Annotated in this window: 14 protein-coding genes; 3 read left to right on the forward strand and 11 right to left on the reverse strand. The window is 49.7% G+C overall.

The features are described from left to right. Window positions 1-6 precede the first annotated feature (6 nt). On the reverse strand, window positions 7-1,560 hold the full coding sequence (locus ACUZ8J_RS13660; protein ID WP_446694135.1) for a flavocytochrome c: 1,554 nt from the start codon (window positions 1,558-1,560) through the stop codon (window positions 7-9). 165 nt (window positions 1,561-1,725) lie between these two features. Between ACUZ8J_RS13660 and ACUZ8J_RS13665 the strand changes: the two genes are divergently transcribed. After that, window positions 1,726-3,252 carry a sigma-54 interaction domain-containing protein gene (locus ACUZ8J_RS13665; RefSeq protein ID WP_279767866.1) on the forward strand — a complete coding sequence of 509 codons (1,527 nt, stop codon included), beginning with the start codon at window positions 1,726-1,728 and terminating at the stop codon, window positions 3,250-3,252. Window positions 3,253-3,341: 89 nt separating this feature from the next. On the opposite strand, the gene ACUZ8J_RS13670 is transcribed toward ACUZ8J_RS13665, so the two are convergent. After that, the gene (locus ACUZ8J_RS13670) at window positions 3,342-4,511 is read right to left on the reverse strand and encodes a porin (RefSeq protein WP_446694136.1); all 1,170 of its coding nucleotides are present in this window, start codon (window positions 4,509-4,511) and stop codon (window positions 3,342-3,344) included. Window positions 4,512-4,760: 249 nt separating this feature from the next. After that, a complete protein-coding gene (locus tag ACUZ8J_RS13675; protein WP_446694137.1) occupies window positions 4,761-6,872 on the reverse strand; it encodes a DNA topoisomerase III in 2,112 nt (703 codons plus the stop codon). Window positions 6,873-7,071: 199 nt separating this feature from the next. Here ACUZ8J_RS13675 and ACUZ8J_RS13680 point away from each other — a divergent pair, with 199 nt between their 5' ends. After that, window positions 7,072-7,359 (forward strand): hypothetical protein, encoded by a 288-nt coding sequence (locus tag ACUZ8J_RS13680; RefSeq protein WP_446694138.1) that lies wholly within the window; start codon window positions 7,072-7,074, stop codon window positions 7,357-7,359. A 355-nt stretch (window positions 7,360-7,714) separates the two neighbouring features. After that, entirely contained in the window at window positions 7,715-9,199 is a 1,485-nt protein-coding gene (locus ACUZ8J_RS13685; protein ID WP_446694139.1) for an alanine/glycine:cation symporter family protein, read from the forward strand. 113 nt (window positions 9,200-9,312) lie between these two features. Here ACUZ8J_RS13685 and purF read toward each other — a convergent pair whose 3' ends face one another. The 8 genes from purF to ACUZ8J_RS13725 all read right to left on the reverse strand — a co-directional run bounded on the left by purF (window position 9,313) and on the right by ACUZ8J_RS13725 (window position 20,368). Next, window positions 9,313-10,827: an amidophosphoribosyltransferase gene (gene purF / locus ACUZ8J_RS13690; RefSeq protein ID WP_011716540.1), complete on the reverse strand. Its 1,515-nt coding sequence runs from the start codon at window positions 10,825-10,827 to the stop codon at window positions 9,313-9,315. Between the two features lie 179 nt (window positions 10,828-11,006). Next, window positions 11,007-11,495: a CvpA family protein gene (locus ACUZ8J_RS13695; protein ID WP_011716539.1), complete on the reverse strand. Its 489-nt coding sequence runs from the start codon at window positions 11,493-11,495 to the stop codon at window positions 11,007-11,009. A 110-nt stretch (window positions 11,496-11,605) separates the two neighbouring features. Next, window positions 11,606-12,430 (reverse strand): SPOR domain-containing protein, encoded by an 825-nt coding sequence (locus ACUZ8J_RS13700; protein WP_446694140.1) that lies wholly within the window; start codon window positions 12,428-12,430, stop codon window positions 11,606-11,608. Further along, complete coding sequence (gene folC / locus ACUZ8J_RS13705; RefSeq protein ID WP_446694141.1) at window positions 12,423-13,721, reverse strand: bifunctional tetrahydrofolate synthase/dihydrofolate synthase; 1,299 nt, start codon at window positions 13,719-13,721, stop codon at window positions 12,423-12,425. Before folC ends, ACUZ8J_RS13700 begins: the two co-directional genes overlap by 8 nt. A gap of 51 nt (window positions 13,722-13,772) precedes the next feature. Beyond that, on the reverse strand, window positions 13,773-14,558 hold the full coding sequence (gene truA, locus ACUZ8J_RS13710) for a tRNA pseudouridine(38-40) synthase TruA (protein ID WP_220057763.1): 786 nt from the start codon (window positions 14,556-14,558) through the stop codon (window positions 13,773-13,775). A 103-nt stretch (window positions 14,559-14,661) separates the two neighbouring features. Then, complete coding sequence (locus ACUZ8J_RS13715; RefSeq protein WP_446694142.1) at window positions 14,662-18,039, reverse strand: FimV/HubP family polar landmark protein; 3,378 nt, start codon at window positions 18,037-18,039, stop codon at window positions 14,662-14,664. A gap of 179 nt (window positions 18,040-18,218) precedes the next feature. Further along, window positions 18,219-19,235, reverse strand: a complete 1,017-nt coding sequence (locus tag ACUZ8J_RS13720; protein ID WP_446694143.1) for an aspartate-semialdehyde dehydrogenase — start codon at window positions 19,233-19,235, stop codon at window positions 18,219-18,221. Window positions 19,236-19,237: 2 nt separating this feature from the next. Beyond that, window positions 19,238-20,368, reverse strand: coding sequence for a 4-phosphoerythronate dehydrogenase (locus ACUZ8J_RS13725; protein ID WP_446694144.1), 1,131 nt, complete (start codon window positions 20,366-20,368; stop codon window positions 19,238-19,240). Window positions 20,369-20,548: the final 180 nt, after the last annotated feature.

Consider the following 20,548-nt stretch of genomic DNA (forward strand, 5'->3'; position numbering starts at 1 on the left):
TAAAATCTAAGCTTGCTTGAGCGTCACAGCGTTCGCTGCGGCGCAGTTACGGCCAGCATTACGCCCAGTGACTACCCCTTCGGCCACAGCACAGGCCCCTAAGCGGCTAGCGCCATGGATACCGCCCGTGGCTTCGCCTGCGGCATATAGCCCGGGGATGGCTTTATTGCTGACCAAATGCAGCACTTCGGATTGGGTATTCACCTTCACGCCACCCATGCAGTAATGCACCTTCGGCCACATGCGCACCGCATACCAAGGCCCTTTGTCAAGCACTATTGCCTCCTGCATGGGGCGGTCGAACTCTTTATCAACGCCCGTCTTCACTGCTTCGTTCCAACGCGCGACCTGCGCCTTTAATGCCTTGGCGGGCATGCCGTAAATAGCGGCCAGTTCGTCTAAGGTCTCGGCCTTGCTGATGACCTTGTATTTCAGGCCCCAATCTAAGGTCTGTGCCTTGCTGGCACCGGCGGCATTAGTAAAACCAATGGGATAGACAGGCTGCCCCTGCTCATCCCGTCTGGTCATGATGGCGTCAGCACGCGCTTTACGGTCGGCTAATTCATTGAAGAAACGCTCGCCAGTGCGCACATCCACAACAATGCCGTGGGGATAGGTAGCGATAGTGTTGAACTGGGAAGCCGTGCCAAAGCCCTTCTCGTCCGGCGATGCCCATGGGCCGAGCTGAATTTGGTCTAAATGAATGGGATTGGCCCCAATGAGCATCATCTGTTTCAGCGCCTCTGAGGTGGCACCTGCATGGTTGGTTGAATCTAAATCACTATTTAACTCAGGTAATTGCATCATGCGGTATTCAATATCGCGACCAAAACCACCGGTCGCCATAATCACGCCACGGCGCGCGCCGATACGACGTATTTTACCCGTGCGCTCATTAGGAAAATAAAAACCTTCGCGAACTTCGACACCGATCACCCGTCCGGCCTCATCTTGTACAAAGCCTTCGAGCTTGGTCTGATTTTTCATGATGACGCCCTTATCCCGGGCGGCTTTTATTAGGGGACGAATAATGCCAGCGCCTGAACTTTCAACCGTTTGCAACACTCGTTGTACCGAGTGGCCGCCAAAGTGTTGCACAAAAGGCTTCCAGTTCACGCCGTAATCAATCAACCATTGGCAGGATTCTGCGGTGCCGTTACACACCAGTTTAAGCATTTCCACATCGTTCATGCCGCGCCCAGCCCGCAGCATGTCAGCCACCATCGCATCGACAGAGTCTTTAATCCCGGCCTGTTTCTGTAGCGCAGAACCAGCTACCGCCATGGCGCCGCCATTGATGGTAGAGTTACCACCAAACACGGGCATCTTATCGATAACCATCACGCTCACACCGGCTTCTCTGGCCTGCAACGCCGCAGACATGCCAGCAAAACCGCTGCCGACCACGAGCACATCTACGATTTCATCGAAGTTGATAGGCGCAGAGTCACAGCTGGCAGTAGTGGGCAGTGCAATACTCGCCCCGAGTCCCGCGGCCATGACCATGCCCCCCTTTAATAACTGGCGGCGCCCCGAATTAATACCTTGGGTTTTACTCATGCTGATTTCCTTCAATAATCATTGGAACTTGTCAGCGTGAGAGTGCAGATGCTGTGCCAAGCACCTAAAAAGAGGTATTTATGTGGGGAACTTTGATTGCAGGCACAAAATCACGAAATATAAAGATCTACAATCACGATACTTAGTGATTAACTTGAAATATCAATGGAAAAACACTTCTATTACGAATCAACGCTAAGACTCTGTAGCAGTCTGCAACTCGAAAAATCTTTGCACAGTTACTTCGAGTTTATTCGGGATGAATTGCCTATAGATGGGCTATTTGTGAATATTTTTCGCAAACAATTTAATGATATACAGTTTATCGCCCATGTTGATGATACCCATTGCTGCACCTTGGATAAACGCATCCAAATTCCTCTGAAGATGGCGCAATCGCTAGAGGATCCCGAGCGGCCAAAGGTGCGAATTGTTAATGACATAGAGCATGATCCTGTCACCTCTTTAGTCGCGCCTCAGGTCATTAAGGATATTCGTTCGGTAATTATTCTGCGGATGTCGATTGAGAATACCCACCTTGGGATAGTCGGCTTTTATGCCAAAACGACTGGAGTGTTTAGGCCCCGTCATGCTGACTTGATTGCACCACATATGCAAAACCTCGCACTCATCACGGCACTGAATTTAAGGGATCGCAACTTACTCAAAGAGAATGAAGCGCTCTCCAAACAAAACGTCAGTCTACGCCGCACCTTAGATGTTCAAAATGGCGTGGTTGGCGCTAATTCTGGCCTGAAACAGGTGATGCAACAGGTGCAATCCATCGCCAAAATCAACACCACAGTGTTAATGCTTGGGGAAACTGGCTGCGGTAAGGAGGTTATCGCCAACGCCATTCACGAACTGTCGGAGCGCTCGGGTAAGCCTTTTATCAAGGTAAACTGTGGCGCTATTCCAGATACTTTGATTGACTCCGAGCTCTTTGGTTATGAAAAAGGTGCGTTTACTGGCGCCGATTCGCGCAAAATTGGCTACTTCGAGCAGGCCAACGGCGGCACCATTTTCTTAGATGAAATTGGGGAATTACCGCTTTCGGCCCAAGTTCGGCTGCTTAGAGTACTGCAAAATAGCTGTATCACCCGCGTTGGCGGCCACGATGCGGTGCAGCTCGATATTCGTATTGTGGCCGCAACCCACAGAAATCTTCAGGCCATGGTGCACCGAGAAGTGTTTCGCGAAGATCTCTGGTATCGGCTGGCGATTTTCCCCATAGAGATCCCATCACTCAGACAAAGACGCACGGATATTCCTCTGTTAGTGCAACATTTTGTCGAGCAGCTGAGTGCCAAGTTCAATTTGCCACAGCTACCAAGAATTGCCCCAGAACAACTGAATATTCTCAACCAATATGATTGGCCAGGGAATGTGCGCGAACTCATTAATGTGCTCGAGCGCGCTATCATTCAGCACCCTGCGGGTCCGCTGGATTTTAGTTTTCTGGCGCCCAAAAGCCTCGAAGCCGTTAAAACCCCGTCCAATCAAACCGTGATTATCGATCCAAGTCATGCCAGCGATAAGTTGGTGCCACTGGAGGTGATGACCAAAAAATATATCAGCCATGCCTTAAGGATCACGGGCGGTAAACTCTATGGCCCGGGCGGCGCAGCCGAATTGCTGGATATCAATGCCAATACTCTACGCAGTAAAATGAAGAAGCTAGGGATTGTTTAACGCATTGATAAGAAATGGATAGTCATGAAAAAGGCCACAATACTGTGGCCTTTGATGAATGCACTTTTTAACGCACTCCCTCGTCAGACTTAGAAGAAATAACGAATACCAACGGCATAGTTATTATCTTGCAGATCTTCGTAGGCTTTATCGTCCATATCGCTGAAATCGATTTTGGCTTCGGCATACATGATGGTGTCGCGGCTATAGCGATAATGCAGGCCTAGCACGGCAAACTGACGCGTCCATTTGCCTTGGATAGCGGTGTTTTCATCGGTGTCCAAATCCTGATAAGTCAGCAATAGGCTAGGTACGAATCCGTTGTCATAGTGGTAAGCGACAATAAATTCGGCGCCAGTTGAGTCGTAAAGCTCCCCACCCACTAACTCGTTTTGCTCACTCTTATGGGCGTTAAACCCCACATACAGGCCGTCGGCATCACGACCCGGCGCATATTGATAAAAGCTGCCGTATTGGGCACCGATACCGATGATTTGGTTGGTATTATCGACGTCTTTACCCGCAAGATTGCCGGTGAAGTCACCACGGTTAAAGCCCGCTAACACCTTAAATTTATCGGTGAAGTAGTAAGTGGCACTCGCCCCATAGCTAGGATCGAAGCTCAGCTCAGAACCATCGTTTAAGGCGTTGCCTAAATTGTCATAAAGCGCCACATCGCTATTTTGCTTAGAAGCGTATTGCACCGCGATATGCAGATTGCCAAAGGTATTACGGTATTGCAGCGCCGCATCCGCACGCCCCGCGCCGGTGAGGCCGCCATCGCCGAAGGTATAAGCACCGACAGACCAACCGGTAAAGGCATTGAGTACGTCAGTGGTGTAAGCCACATCGTAATAAGCCCCCCACTGCTTACCAAAGGTGAGCGAACCCCATTTGTCGTGCGACATGCCGACATAACCTAAACGATTAAAGAGAAAATCTGAGGTTTTTGAAGCCGATAACTGACCGCCACCTTGACCTTGGGTATAGATCAGACCATCGTCACTGGTGACCATGTTAATGCCCCATTCGGTATGGGCAAAGGAGCGCCAGCCGTTTTTCTCTTGGCGGTCGAAACGAAATCCCACGCGGGAAAAGTTATCAATTACTGAGGTTTCGTGGCCATCGTTTAACGCCGCAAAGCCTAGCCAACCCATCATATTGACGCTATTGGTTTGATCGTTATACAGCTCGACCGCTTGAGTTGTACCAGTGAGCAGCACCGCGGGGATCATCACTGCAAGCAATTTCTTTTTCATATCATCTACACCTTTTAATTCAGCTAAACGATATATAATCATATGATTTAATTGGCTTATTATATTCTCCAGCCAACACACAGCAGTTTGCATGCCACGGCGCAGAAAATCTGAATTTCAGGGTGTTTTTTAGAAGTGGATCCGGCAATCACGAAATATCGTGATTGGCGGCAATTAAATATCGCGGAATATATTAAATATCGTTACTAGATCGCGAGCATTAGCGACAGTTTGATTACATTTGTGTCATCAAACTTGAGCGGGTACTTTACTCGCTCGACGTCTAGGCGTAGCGGATTTAGCGGCCGTCGATTTAGCCGCGGTAGTTTTAGCGGCCGAGCTTCCGACTGCTGCGTTTTTAGTGCCGGATTTTTTCCATCCAGCGCCTTTACCTCCAGCTTTTCGATAGCCGGGCTTTTTCGTTGCTGCACGCTTAAAGCCCTGCCCTTTTAAGCCATTGAGGGCTGAGGGTAATTGAGCGCCCGCATTTTCGATTAAGTTATTTAGCGTACCCAGCAGCGGCTGCATAAAGCCTTGATATGAGATTTCTTTATGGCAGATACCGTTTAGACTTGCCTCCCACAGCGCCGTCATATCGGGTGTCGTGGCGCTAAGGGGTAAGCTATTGATCAAGCCCTTGCCCACCTCAGTGGCCACAATCGACTTGCCCTGACGCTGAATAAAGCCCCGTTTAAACAGCAGTTCAATAATGCCTGCGCGAGTCGCTTCTGTGCCTAAGCCATCGGTTTCCTTTAAAATTTTGCGGATCTCAGGGTCAGTCACATAACGGTTAATCCCCGTCATCGCACTCAACAAGGTCGCATCGGTAAAGGCTTTGGGAGGTTGAGTTTGCTTCTCGACCAATTCACCTTGGTGACAATGAAGAACTTGTCCTAAGGTAAGAGGCGGTAACTGACCAAGATATTCCCCTTCCTCTGTGTCCTTGTCGCCTTGCGCAAAACTCGCTGCGGATGATGCGTCCTTTCGTTCGTTATCTTCTCTGGCAAACAGTTGTTTCCAGCCGAGTGACTTATCCTGTTTTGCCTTAGTTTTAAAAAGGCCACCTTCGATCGTCACCTCGACTACGGTTTCACTGTAGCAATAGGCGGGGTAAAACTGCGCCAAATACTGTCGAGCAATATGCAGATAAAGCTGCCTTTCCCGCTGGCTTAAACCAGCTAGATTGGGCTGTTTTTCCGTTGGAATAATGGCGTGGTGAGCATCAACTTTTTTATCATCCCACGCCTTAGATTTAAGCCGAGGATTGGGCGCCTCAGCGTGTGCGACTAACTCGGGCGCACCGCCCATAATGGCCGCTAATACCCCGTTTGCAAGCCCATGCTGCTCTGTGGGCAAATAACGACTGTCTGAGCGTGGATAAGTGATCAGCTTATGGCGCTCGTATAAGCTCTGGCAGGTATCGAGCACGTCCTTCGCGCTCATACCAAAGCGCTTGGCGGCGTCAATTTGCAGCGCCGATAGACTGTAGGGTAAAGGCGGATTCTGCTGCTTATCCTTAGTGCTTAACTGGGTCACTTTGGCGGGTCTATCGGTGATCCGGCGCACTACATTTTGCGCTAGGCCCTTAGCAAGCACGCGCCCTTCCTCATCCATATAAGGCAAGCAGGCTTCGCTAGGTTGCCACTTCGCCGTGAACGCCTGATCTTTGTCCGTCACTAAGTGAGCCAAAACCTCATAAAATGGTTTAGATTGGAAATTCGCGATTTCCTCATCGCGGCGCACAATAAGCCCAAGCAGCGGGGTCTGTACTCGACCGACCGATAGTACGCCCTGATAACCGACCTTTTTCCCTTGAATGGTGTAGGCCCGCGTCATATTCATGCCATAGAGCCAATCGGCGCGGCTTCTGGCAAGTGCCGAGGTCGACAAAGGAATAAACTCACGGTTACTACGAAGTTGCGACAAGGCACGCTTCACCGCCTGCGGGTTTAAGTCGCTAATAAGGAGTCGCTGCGTTTGCTGTAATTTATCGCCCGTCACGCCCAAATAGGCGATCACTTCATCAACCAATAACTGCCCTTCTCTGTCGGGATCGCCCGCATTCACTAGCGTATCGGCCTGCTTCACCAGCTTTTTAAGTACTGTGAGTTGGCTGCGGGTCGCGGCCTTAGGTTTAAGCTGCCACTTATCAGGCACTATGGGTAAATGCTCAAACTTCCACGATTTAAATTCGGGATTATAGGCATCGGGCTCGGCCTGTTCGAGCAAGTGCCCCACACACCAAGACACACAGTTACCTTGGGCGTCTTCAATAAACCCGTCACCTTTTTTGTGGGGTTTAGGCAGCACATCGGCGATTGCACGCCCAAGGCTTGGTTTTTCAGCAATATAGAGGATCATATCTACATTAAATACTGGATATAATTACAGTGTAATTTAGCCCAAAGCAGACAAGAGTGCAAACCGCCGTTTTACCTCGAGGGCCGATTTAACTCGCTCTGCGGTAACGAAACACTAAAGCTGTGTAAATTTAGTTGAGAATAATTCTCATCTAAACCTAGAATCCCTTGCATCCGTTACGAGGAATTGAGAACAAGAGATGAATACACTGACCTTGCCCTGTCATGCGAAACCCGCCTTTAAGCCAGCGCTAGTATTAAGATTCAATCAATTAATGCTCTTTAATAGCTTATTGTTATTGGCGTTAAGTCTGCTTTGTGAAATGGGACTAAAAAGCTTGGGGCTTGAGGCGTCTTTATTCTCTTGGGCTTTTATCCTGTTTCTACCTGTGGCCGTGAGCCTGTCTTTGCTATTAAAACATAGCGTTAGCCGCCGCAGTCTGGCATGGCTATTCGGACTATGGATGCTGCTATGGCTGGTGATGTAAGCCCCGGTTTAAGCCTAAACCCACACTTATATCTGCTTAGGTCAAATAAAGAGTTCTAACTCCACACTCCTTGTCTCACCTTTCTCCTACATCCCTACAGTCAAACGCAGCTCGAAACCTAGCGAATTAACGCGTCGTTAAATCCCCCATCAGTAAAGCCACCAAATAAAGAACGTTAAATTATCAATTATTTAACAACTTTAGCTATGAAGCGGCTTAAAAAGCCGTTATGTTGAAGCTCTTGGGCGTGCGCACACGTCTTAACCTTAGGCCAAATTGGCCGTTTAGTACCCAAACTTACAAGCAAATATCTTAAAAACTCTGCAAAAACAACAGAATATTGGAGTTGAATTATATGAATGAGATTGTTAATGCGGTCAACAATATCGTTTGGAGCCCCGCGCTCGTTTATCTTTGCCTCGGTGTAGGACTCTTTTTCTCCCTGCGCTCACGTTTCTTACAGTTACGCCATTTACCCGAAATGATCCGTTTAATGTTTGATGGCAAGAGCACTGATGCTGGTGTGTCTTCCTTCCAAGCCTTAGCCATGACCTTAGCGGGTCGTGTGGGAACCGGTAACATTGCCGGTGTCGCCACTGCGATTACCTTCGGCGGCCCAGGTGCATTGTTTTGGATGTGGATGGTGGCGTTTCTTGGCGCCAGCTCCGCATTCGTCGAATCCACCTTAGGCCAAGTCTACAAAGAAAAAATCAACGGAGAGTACCGCGGCGGCCCCGCCTTTTACATTGAAAAAGGCTTAGGCATGAAGTGGTACGCTTGGACATTTGCTATTGCGACCATTTTTGCCTGCGGGATTTTACTGCCAGGCGTACAAGCCAACTCGATTGGTTCGAGCCTAAAAACCGCCTTCGATATCGACCCTAACGTCACCGCCGCTATTCTCGCTATGCTGTTAGGTTTCATTATCTTTGGTGGCGTTAAACGTATTGCCCACTTCGCCAGTACCGTAGTGCCCTTTATGGCACTGGGTTATATCATCGTCGCCTGCGTGATTATTGCCCTTAACATTGGTCAGCTGCCCGATATTATTATGTTGATCCTAAAAAGCGCCTTCGGGCTCGATGCGGGCTTTGGTGCGATTCTCGGTCTTGCGATTATGTGGGGGGTAAAACGTGGTATTTACTCAAACGAAGCAGGCCAAGGAACTGGGCCACACGCCTCTTCTGCCGCAGCCGTAAGTCATCCTGCCAAACAAGGTTTAGTGCAAGCCTTCTCAGTATATGTCGATACCCTGTTCGTCTGTTCAGCCACCGGTTTTATGTTGCTGATCACAGGCCTATATAATGTGCAAGGCCCAGATGGCGCCGCGCTTTATACTGGGATTGCGGGCGTCGCAGCAGGCCCAGGTTATGTGCAAACCGCAATGGAAAGCATGATGCCAGGCTTTGGTAATATGTTCGTTGCCGTCGCGCTGTTCTTCTTCGCCTTCACCACCATTGTGGCCTACTACTATATTGCCGAAACCAACATCGCCTATATCAATCGCAAGGCGAATCGTCCTTGGCTCACAGTGGTGCTAAAAGTGGTGCTGATGGCGTCAACTGTCTATGGCACAGTGAAAACCGCCGATTTGGCCTGGGGCATGGGTGACATTGGTGTGGGCCTAATGGCGTGGCTAAACATTATCGCCATTATTCTGCTGCAACGTATCGCCTTTACTTGCCTTACGGATTACGAGTCGCAACAAAAACAAGGGGTTGAGCCGTTATTCGATCCTGAAAAGCTCGGTATTCCCCATGCAGACTATTGGGTTGAGCGCAAGAATGCGCAGGATGAGCCAGCGCAGAGTCAATCCCGCGAAACTCCTAAGATCTCCTAAGGATTGAAACTCCTAACAAAAAAGCCAGTGACTCATCACTGGCTTTTTTGTTGTGCTTTTTAAGATGTGCCCGCTTAACGCCAAGCACACTCTTTTATCTTAAGAATTTCATCTTATGGATGGCAAACGTTGTGTAACTCTAAGTTAGTGCCAATGTCTTTATTACGATCAGCTTTGGCATCGTCGTTACGTAACTGAGTTAAGTGGTCGAGGTAAGATTGGTCAACATCGTTAGTGATGTAGTGACCGTCGAACACTGAGGTTTCGAAACGTTTGATCTCTGGGTTTTCCATTCTCACCGCTTCAACCAGATCCGGCAGATTTTGGAAGATAATGCCATCGGCGCCAATCAGCTTAGCAATTTCATCGGCATCACGACCGTGGGCAATCAGCTCATTCGAGGTTGGCATATCGATGCCGTAAACGTTTGGGAAACGGATTTCCGGTGCCGCCGAGGCAAAGTACACTTTCTTCGCACCTGCTTCACGCGCCATCTCAATGATTTGCTCTGAGGTGGTACCACGAACGATAGAGTCATCCACTAACAGCACGTTCTTACCTTTAAACTCAGTGTTGATGGCATTGAGTTTACGGCGTACCGATTTTTTACGCTCCTGTTGACCAGGCATAATAAAGGTACGGCCGATATAACGGTTCTTCACAAAACCTTGGCGGTAAGGTAAGTCCATGCAGCGGGCGATTTCTAATGCGATATCGCATGAAGTTTCAGGAATCGGGATCACCACGTCGATATCATGGTCGTACCATTCTTTTTTGATCTTTTCACCCAGCTTGGCACCCATGTTCACGCGGCTGGCATAAACAGAGACATTGTCGATAGTCGAATCAGGACGCGCAAAATACACGAATTCGAAGATACAAGGTGAGTAGCTTGGCTCTTTGGCGCACTGGCGAGTGTAAAGCTGGCCATCTAAAGAGATATAAATCGCTTCGCCTGGCGCCACATCGCGCATCACTTCAAAACCCACGGCATCGAGCGCGACGCTCTCAGAGGCCACCATGTACTCAGTACCGGTTGGAGTTTCGTGCTTACCTAATACCAGTGGACGAATACCGAAAGGATCGCGGAAGGCCACCAGACCTTGGCCGATAATCATGGCCACTACCGCATAGGCGCCACGGGCTTGCTCGTGCACTTTAGCGATAGTGTCGAACACTTCGTCAGGCGTCAGCATTAAACTTGTGGTTTTTTGCAGCTCATCGGCCAGCAGGTTTAATAATACTTCGGAGTCGGATGTGGTGTTCACATGGCGACGCTTTTTGATCAGGCCTTCAGCTAATTCAACCGTGTTGGTTAAGTTACCGTTATGGGCTAATGAAATCCCAAATGGCGAGTTAACATAGAAAGGCTGCGCTTCTGACGCGCTGGAACTGCCTGCAGTAGGATAACGTACGTGGCCAATACCTGCATTACCCTGTAGGCGCTGCATGTGTTTGACTTCAAATACATCTTTGACCAGACCATTGGCTTTACGTAGTCTGAAAGCACCACGATCAACGGTCACAATACCTGCCGCATCCTGACCTCTGTGCTGAAGCACGGTCAGTGCGTCATAAATGGTCTGATTAACCGATGATTGGCCAACTATTCCGACGATACCACACATGGGTAAGCTTCCTCATTGTAAGATGTTCTATGCCCTTTCATGTTGAAATATAAGTAAAAGACGAAGTAAATCCCCAGCCATACGGCTTAAGTGCTTCATCTCAGTGTTGAGTCCGAACCTTGGGCTTTGGGCTCAACCTTACTTATCCTCCATCACTTAGGATAAATTTATTGTCTTTTTTATAGTTTGGGTACAAAGCTGGAGGTGTTTTCCAAATAGTGAAAGAACCATTGGATCACAACGCCAAATTCGGGCACTAGTACAGAGTCCTTCCACCATTGGGTGTTGGGTGAGCCTGTAAAAGCATCCATAAAAAACAGCAGCGCGCTGACGATCAGAGCGCCCCTAATGGCACCGAAACACAGACCTAAGAGTCTGTCAGTGCCTGATAATCCGGTTTTAACCACTAATTGCCCAATGATGTAATTGATGAGGGCGCCGAGTATTAAGGTGGTGATAAAAAGAATAGCAATGGAGACCCCATTGCGTAGCACCTCATCGTTCATTTGCGTGAGATAAACGGCGAGGTCTTGGTAAAATTGGCTGGCAACAAAGAAAGCCGCGAACCATACCACTAACGACATGGCTTCTTTGGCAAATCCGCGGATCAGACTGATAAGAGTCGATAACCCGATAACGAAGATGATAGCGTAATCAATCCAAACCATTGAGATGGCTTTCCAGCATAGGCTTTAAGACGGCGCGATTCTACCAGAGACTGAAACGATTCTCACCCCTAGAGAGGTAAATAAATTATTTCAGCCCCTGCTGAATAGCATTAAGATTCCAAGGGATTAAAAGGCACAATTCGGCCTTTCAAACGGGTTAGACTTTCAATTTCTTCCTGCATTTTCTTGAGCTTAGCTTCGGAAACATCCGGCCCCACAAACACTTTTGTCAATACGCCATCCTTAGGCGTGTCTGGAATTGTGTACGCCTTGTAACCACTTTTACGTAACTGCGCCACCAGCGCTTTTACGTTGGCGGCATTGCTAAATGCGCCTAGTTGCAGGGTAAGTCCAGGTTTTAATGAATCGCGGCTCACCACTTTGATGCCATCGTCTTTGGCAGGTTTTGCAGATTCTGTTTTCGCGGTTTCGACTTTAGGTTTGTCCGCTTTCGCCACGACGGTTGGCTTGGGTTCTGGCTTTTTGGTCTCAGTTTTAGCGGGAGCCGGCTTTGGCGTCTCTTTCTTCGGCTCGGCCTTAGCGGTCTCGGTTTTCACCGGCTCTTTCACTTCAGGTTTGGTTTCTGCTTTTGCCGTCTGTGGTTTGGCTTGCTCCTTCACCGCTTCCGCTTTAGGTTCGACTTTTGCTGCAGGCGTGTCTTTGACGTCAGTATTGACCGCCTGCGCTAACGCCGCCTCATCATTCGGAGAGGCCTCTTCGGGAATGGCACCTTCGCCATCCACATCCTGAGTGGACAACACCTCAAACATATCATCGGCGTTTTGCTGCGCTATCGCGGCAGGACGCAGGGGAATTTCGGCAAATTGTTCCTCTTGGCGGTCCTTCTTGCCATCTAAAATATCCGGCAGAAAAATCACTCCGAGGGCGACCAGCACCACAGTGCCGACTAATCGATTATGAAACTGGCTAGACAAAACGGTTATCCTGCTTAAAGAGAGACTTAAAACCTGCCACAGTGTAAAAGGAGCCAAACACAATTACCACATCATCGGGCTGAATTTGCGCTTTTAATGCCGTCCATGCCGCGGCGATATCGTCAAACTCATGGGCCTTAGTGTCTTGTGCTAAGGTTTGGCGCAGCAGGCTTGCATTCGCGCCGCGCTCACCCTGTAAACTCACTAAGTACCAAGTATCGATTAAGGGCGAAACCACAGGCAATACGCCTGCAATGTCCTTATCCTTTAGCATGCCACACAGGGCAAACACTCGCTTCCCCGTCACCATTGGCGTGAGCTGCTTGACTAAAAAGCGCGCCGCATGGGGATTGTGCGCCACATCGAGTAAAATCAGCGGCTGCTCGTTAACTTGCTCTAAACGCCCGGTTAAGCGCGCGCTGCTGATGCCTTTGGCAATGATATCGGCAGCAATATGCGGCCAGCCATGCTCAACAATCGCAATCACAGTCGCAGCGTTCGGTAATGGCAGTGTAGGTAAACTCAGCTGCTTAAGGGTCAATACTTGACCTTGGTAATCCCACGTCTGGCCATCTTGCTGGTAACTAAACTCCTCGCCCACACGATAGAGCTTGGCGCCAACATCTTGGGCGACATCATTGACCGTATGGGGTAAGTTAGGCTCACCAACAATCGCGGGGCGACCTTGGCGAAAAATACCCGCCTTTTCACGACCTACCAGCTCGCGGGTATTGCCCAAATACGCCTCGTGGTCTAAATCGACGGACGTCACCACGCTGATATCGGCATCAATCATGTTGGTGGCATCCAAACGACCGCCAAGACCGACTTCTAAGATCACCACATCCAACTTGGCTGCTTTAAACAGAATTAAGCCAGCCAAGGTGGCATATTCGAAGAAAGTCAGCGAAATCTCACCGCGCGCCGCCTCAATCTGTTCAAAGGCCGCGACAAAGGCTTCATCGCTGGCATCTTGACCGTTAATGCGCACCCTTTCGTTGTATTTGAGCATATGGGGCGAGCTGTAAACGCCCACCGTCAGCCCTGATAAACGCAGGATATTCTCGAGCATGGCGCAGGTGGTGCCTTTGCCATTGGTGCCCCCTACTGTGACCACTTTACTGGGGCCGAGATCCAATAAATCCAGGCGCGCGGCAACCTTTGAAACCCGGGTTAATCCCATATCGATTTCGGTTGGGTGAATCGATAATAAATAATCAAGCCATTGTGCCAATAGTGCATTCGCACTCGGCACAGTTAAGGCTGTCTGTTCAGTCGGGGCTGTGGTCATCTGTTCTTTCCTTCCTTCGATACGCACTTCACTTAATCGGCAAAGCGGCGATTAATCCAGCATAAACAATGGCCCTAAAGCCAACTTAGGCAGTTGATACTGCTCGGGATATGTCACATCGACTAAATAGAGCCCATTGGGTTTGGCAGTGGCCGCCGCTTGATTGCGATCTTTAAGCGCCAGTAAATCCGCCATCCAGGTCAATGGTTGGTTGCCTAGGCCAATTTCCAGCAAGGAGCCGACAATGTTTCGCACCATATGGTGTAAGAAGGCATTAGCAGAAATATCGACAATCACATACATGCCCTGACGGGTCACTCTAACGCTGTGCACATTGCGAAATGGGGTTTTCGATTGGCATTGAATCGCGCGAAAACTGGTAAAGTCCTGCTCACCGAGCAGCGCCTGCGCCGCAACATGCATTTTATCGGCGTCGATATCACCGTGGTAATGGCTCACGCCGTGACGCAGGATCCCGGGGCGAAAATTATGATTGTAAATCACATAGCGATAACGTCTGGCCGTGGCTGAAAAGCGGGCATGGAAACTGTCATCCACCTCTTTGGCCCAGCGAACGGCGATATTATCGGGCAAATTGGCATTCACACCTAAGGTCCAAGCGCCTTCGTTACGTATGGCATTAGTCTCGAAATGCACCACCTGCCCCGTTGCATGAACGCCGGCATCGGTTCGTCCCGCACAGAACAAGCTGATGGGTTCGTTCGCCACCTTAGATAAGGCTTGTTCTAATTGCCCTTGTACTGAATCGACTTCGGCTTGACGCTGCCAACCGAAATAACCACTGCCGTCATATTCAATACCTAATGCAATCCGCATCCACACATCCTCACAGTTAATTTAGCGGCGCATTTTATCACAGCAGCCCACAAAAAAAACGGCGCTCTGCGCGCCGTTAGTGTGAAATCAAGCCCCTTAGGGATTAGCCCATCTCTTTAAGTAAACGAGCCGCTTCTTCTTGCTGACGCTCGTTACCGTCGATTTGGACTTCCCGTAGCAATGCTTTGGCACTGTCGCTATCATCGATTTCGATATAGGCGCGGGCTAAATCGAGCTTGGCATTGACTGAGTTTTCCTCATCGTCCACGTCGATCATGGCGGCATCGCCAATCAGGGCGCCCACATCGCTCATCTCCACATCCATTTCGGGATAGAGATCTGTCTCTGTGTTGTCCTGCTCGGCATCGTTAAGCAGTTTTTCGATATCGATATAACCATGCTCGTTTTGGAAGTTAGTTAAATCATGCTCTGGAACAAACTTCTTCGACTTGCGAGATTCCTGCGCATCGAGGGCCGCTAGGGCCTCGTCGACGGTGAGCGTATGCTCGTCATCGAGGGCAAAGCTGTCCTCAGGGGTTAATATCTCTTCCTCTTCGAGCTCGGTATTGGTGCTAAAGGCGGCAAGTACGCTATCATCGCTTAAATCAACATCATCAGTATCGTCTTTTAAATCGAACTCGCGGCCTAAATCCAGCTCATCGTCGAGATTAAACTCAGTGCTCGAAGTTGTATTTTTGGCATCAACCTCTGGCTGAGTATCTGGCGCAAACTCTAGCGGTTTACGCGACGTGCCCTGCACTGGTACCGGATCTAAAGGCAAATCGGTGTCAGGTTTGACCGGCGTTTTCGCTTCAGGCGTAGGCGCAAAATTCAGTTCGGTATCCCAATCGAGAACATGGGGATCTTTAGTCTTGTTGGCCTTTAAGTCATTGAAGAAAGATGACTCTTTTTCCTTCGCACTCGCGGCGGCGGCCACGGCAGATGCGGCGACAGCGGCACCAAGAGCAGGTGCGATATCGTCAGTATCTTCATCAAAGCCTGTAAACTTAGGCTCTGTGGCTGCGTCATCGGCACTGTTATCCGAACTGTCTTGGTTATCCGCAATCTCTTCGCTCAGTTCGAAGGTATCGTCCGTGCCATCAATGGCATGGGCGGCACCAATGCCCTTGAGTAAATCTTCTTCCTCGTCTTTTTCTTCTGGCTCGACATGGGTGGTTTCTAAGTCGAAGTTAAAGTCGTCGGCATCCGCCTCGGCTTGTTCAGGCACATCGAACTCGGCTAATAAAGAATCGAGGTCGTCCTCTGCCGTCGACAAGTCTTCAGGTAATGCGGCTTCGAGTTCGGCGGCGATTTCATCGCGCTCAAGGGCGGCTTCAGCGTGAGTCATATCCTCGGCAACGGTATCGTCGACAACGGCCTCTTCGATGAGCGCTTCTTGCGTGTTAAAGCCTGCCAATAACTGGTCGAGATCTTCATCGCTCGTTGGTAAGTTTGGAGCGAGTTCATCATCCAACTCGGCGGCAATGGCCGCTGCGACTTCAGGATCGGGCTGCGCTGGAGCATCTAGGCCCGCGAGTAGCGCATCGATATCGTCGGATTCACTTACGCCAATGTCAGTTAAGTCGGCATCAAGCTCGGCGGCAATTTCATCGCTTAAATCGGGTTCGGGCGCGGCGGGTTTATCAAAATCTGCCAGTAAAGCATCAATATCATCGGTTTGCGCGACGCCCAACTCGGCTAAGTCATCGTCCAATTCGGCGGCGATTTCATCACCGAGATCATCAGCAGTTTCTGCTGGCGCCTTGTCATAATCGGTCAATAAGGCATCGAGATCCGCATCGGCAGGTTCTTTCACCTCTGGCTGATTAAAGCCTGCGAGTAACGCATCGATATCGTCGTCGGCTGGCACAGCGTCGTTTTCAAGCTCGGTGTCCAGCTCTGTGGCTAAGTCAGCGCCTAGCCCAGAATCTAACTCGGCGGCAATCGCGGCGGCTAAATCTTCATCCTCTGTATCTGGCGCAGTTTCAGCAGGTAAATCGAAACCGGCTAATTCGTCGAGTTCGTCGAGCCCTTCAGCTGTGGCTTGAGCCTCCTGCGGGGTCTCTTCTTCATCAGAGCCTAATCCGGCCAGCAGTGCATCGAGGTCTTCTTCCTCAATAATATTGCCAGATGCGACTTTCTCTTCGGCAAAGGCTTCGGCTTCCTCTTGGTCACCCATGGCCTCTGCCCAGAGATCGTCCAGAGACTGGCCTTCATCCTCTTCAAATTGTGGTTCAGGTTCAGTGCTCACACCTAGGTCAATAAACATTTCTGATGCCATGTCCATCTGTTCATGGCTATCGGTCATTTCCTGCTCGGGTTGCAGATCGACACTGCCGACATCGAGTAAGCTGTCGATCGAATCAGCATGGTCAGTATCTAGATGCACCGCCATGTCGCTGAGATCGTCATCATCCATCGCCAGCACAGACGCACTCGCCACGCCAGCCGCACCCGCGGCCATCATCGCCGCCTGCTGTGCTTCTAGCTCGCGGCGCTCTTTATTGCGTTTACGGCGTAATAGCCAGAAAACGAGCACCAGTAGCAATAATGCGGGGATCACCGCCGCCGCAACGAGGAGCAGCGGATTACTCATCAGGTTACGCCACAGATCATCGGGCTCTGCGGGCATGGCAGGCTCGTCTGTCGTCGCGGTCTCTGGCGTTTGTGCGGCCTCAACCTCGGCTTTAAGTGCAAGGTTTTGCTTCTTACTGGCCTGTAGGGTTTCTTCTAATACCGCAATCTGTTGATTTAATTCTTCAACCTTGGCTTTGAGTGTCTCAACATCGGTATTTCTCACCGCGAGTTGATCTTGCGCTCTGGCTAACTCATCGGTCAGGGATAAATTCTTGCTCTCCGCCGCTTCGAGGCGTGCATTGACATCCGAACTCACCATCTTAGGCGCGGTTGGCGTCGCAGCCACTTCGGTATTGGTCACTTTCGCCGCTTCGGGCTTCACCTCGGCCTTAGGTGGCGTCTCCACCTTAGGTTTAGGCTGTGCGACTGTCTGAGTCGGTGCAGCTGGCTTAGTCGCAGGTTTGGTTTCTGCCTTAGGCGTGGCTTTAACACCAGAACGAGCCTGCTTGTCGCTGCGCTCGGCGCGGGCAATGGCCAGACTATTGGGGATGGCGAGCATCACTTCTTTCGAAGGGATCAGCAAAATCATGCCACGTTCGAGGCTGTTATAACTGTCGGAGTTAAACGCATGGGGGTTAGCATCAAATACTGCGGCCATCACTTGATAAACGCTGACACTGGCATCGGGACGGACTTTTTGCGCAATACTCCAGAAAGTGTCCTTAGAGGTCGTTGGTCCATATTGATGATTGACCTGACGGATCTGTCCGTCTGGTCCCATGATTTTTAAAGGTTTTATTTTGGGAGTATCAGCAGCTATCGCAGGATCAATAAAAGAGGTCGTGGAAGAAACAGCTAAAACGGTGGCCATCAGGCCCACAAGATACGAAGTGCGAAATTTCATCAATCCTTCCCTTTGAAGCGCTATTTAAGTTATCTCGCTGATAACAGGCTTTAGGCAATTGTATTTATTGAGATTACTATAAACTAGAAATCCCAGCCCTGCTACTGTTCACAATTGTAAAACAAAAAAAGCCTGCTGGCAGCAGGCTTTTTCACTGGGCATCAATTGCTACTTAAGACTTAGTAATAATCTCTCACTAAAATCTCGGCAATTTGCACACTGTTTAAGGCTGCGCCTTTACGAATATTATCCGACACCACCCAAAGGTTAATACCGTGAGAATGGGAAATATCCTTACGTACACGACCCACATAAACAGGATCGGTACCCGCTGCATGGGTTACAGCCGTTGGATATTCGTCATCGGATTCGAACAATACCACTCCTTCGGTATCGCGCAGTAAAGCTTTAATATCTTCTGCATCCGCAGGTTGACGCGTCTCGATATGTACGGCTTCTGAGTGACCATAGAAGACTGGCACACGCACGGCCGTTGCGTTGACGAGGATTTCGTCATCACCGAAAATCTTCTGGGTTTCCCAGACCATTTTCATTTCTTCTTTGGTGTAGCCGTTATCCATAAATTTATCGATTTGCGGCAATACGTTAAACGCGATTTGCTTTGGATAAACTTCAGCATCAGCAGGCAGACCTTGCAGCAACTTAGTGCATTGTTTTGCCAGCTCTTCAATCGCCTTTTTACCTGTACCAGAGACTGACTGATAAGTCGCAACGTTAATACGGCTGATACCGTAAGTATCGTAAATCGGTTTTAGTGCCACCAGCATTTGGATGGTCGAGCAGTTCGGGTTAGCGATGATGTTACGATTGCGGAAATCGGCAATCGCATGGGGATTAACCTCAGGCACAACCAATGGAATATCAATGTCGTAGCGGAAGTGAGAGGTGTTATCGATCACCACACAACCCGCTTCAGCGGCGATAGGCGCCCACTTGGCCGAGACATCGCCACCAGCAGAGAAGAAGCCTAACTGTGCTTGACTCCAATCGAAGGTTTCGACGTCCAAAATGGTAACTTGTTTGCCATGGAAGCTGACCGTTTCACCGGCGCTACGGCTACTGGCTAAAGGATATAAGTTCGCAACCGGGAAGTTACGCTCTTCGAGGATCTCAATCATAGTTTGACCCACTGCGCCCGATGCACCTAAAACGACAACATTAAATTCCTGCGACATAATTACCGACCGACTCCTGAAAAACCTAAATTGGACAACCAATCTACCTCAGATTGGCCGTGATAAGCCAGCGCCAATGCACTAAATTCGCGTCTATGTTTGTGATTTTTTCTCATAGTGTCGAAGCCATTCGACCTTGCAAAGCCATTTCGGAATACGGCATCGTCATCACGCAGGTCGTAGACGAATCTTGCGAGTTGTAATAGGGCTTTTTCATCGGGAGTTTGTTCGAGCTCGACCGCCTTAAAATGAAATGGCGGCAAGAGCTCGGATAAGCGTCTGGTGGCCGGAATGGCTAACAACTCACACAACTTTTGGTACAGCATAAAAGTGCCACGGGCCTTACCTTCTAAGCTGTAACCGGCGATATGCGGGGTCGCAAACTCAGCAAAAGGCACCAGCTCCGGCATGGGATTCGGTTCCCCTTCCCATACATCGAGCACCAATTTAAGGTCATCCCTTTGCTGCTTAACCTTAATTAAGGCTTGATTATCAATCACGTCACCACGGCAGCAGTTCACCAGCCAGGTATTGGGTTTAAGACTCATCAGGCGCGCTTCATCGAATAAATGCAGCGTCTTATGCTCGCCAGTGCGAGTGATGGGCACATGTAAGCTGATGATATCCGCTTGGTGTAATAGGGTCTCAAGGCTCACGAAATGACGGGGATCGCCTTCGGCCGCTTTGATGGGGTCATTGAGTAATACCTTAATGCCGTAGGCTTCGAGGCATTTGGCCGTCGCGCTACCAGTATTGCCCGCGCCGACAATCCCTACGACTTTGCCCTTGAGCGGCGAGTTAAACCGCGCCGCCAGTTCTAACATCGCAATAAAGGCAAACTCCCCGACAGCGGTCGCATTACAGCCGGGCGCATTCGAAAAGGGAATACCACGCCCAGCAAGGTAAGCCAGATCCACATGGTCCGTCCCTATGGTGGCGCTGCCGACAAACTTAAGTTTTGGATTGGCATCTAACAATGCAGCATTGACTCGGGTGACCGAACGCACCAGTAGCACATCGGCATCTTGCACCTGCTCAGGCGTTAGCATGCGGCCATTGACTGGAATTATCTCGCCTAACGCCCCAAATAAGGGTTCGACATAGGGCATATTTTCATCGACAACAATCTTCATGGGGACCTTTCTGATAAAAATGGGCTAGAGAGTGAGTAGCCAAGGATTCTAGCAAGACTCTGATCATAAACCCAATCCCTGAGTCGCATTATGCCAATCGTATTTAAAATGTGTTCATTCAGCGGGAGCTACAAGCATTCCATTCCCTCGTTACATTGACTTAAAAGGGAATAACCATTT

The organism is Shewanella sp. Koi 1, assembly GCF_052907445.1.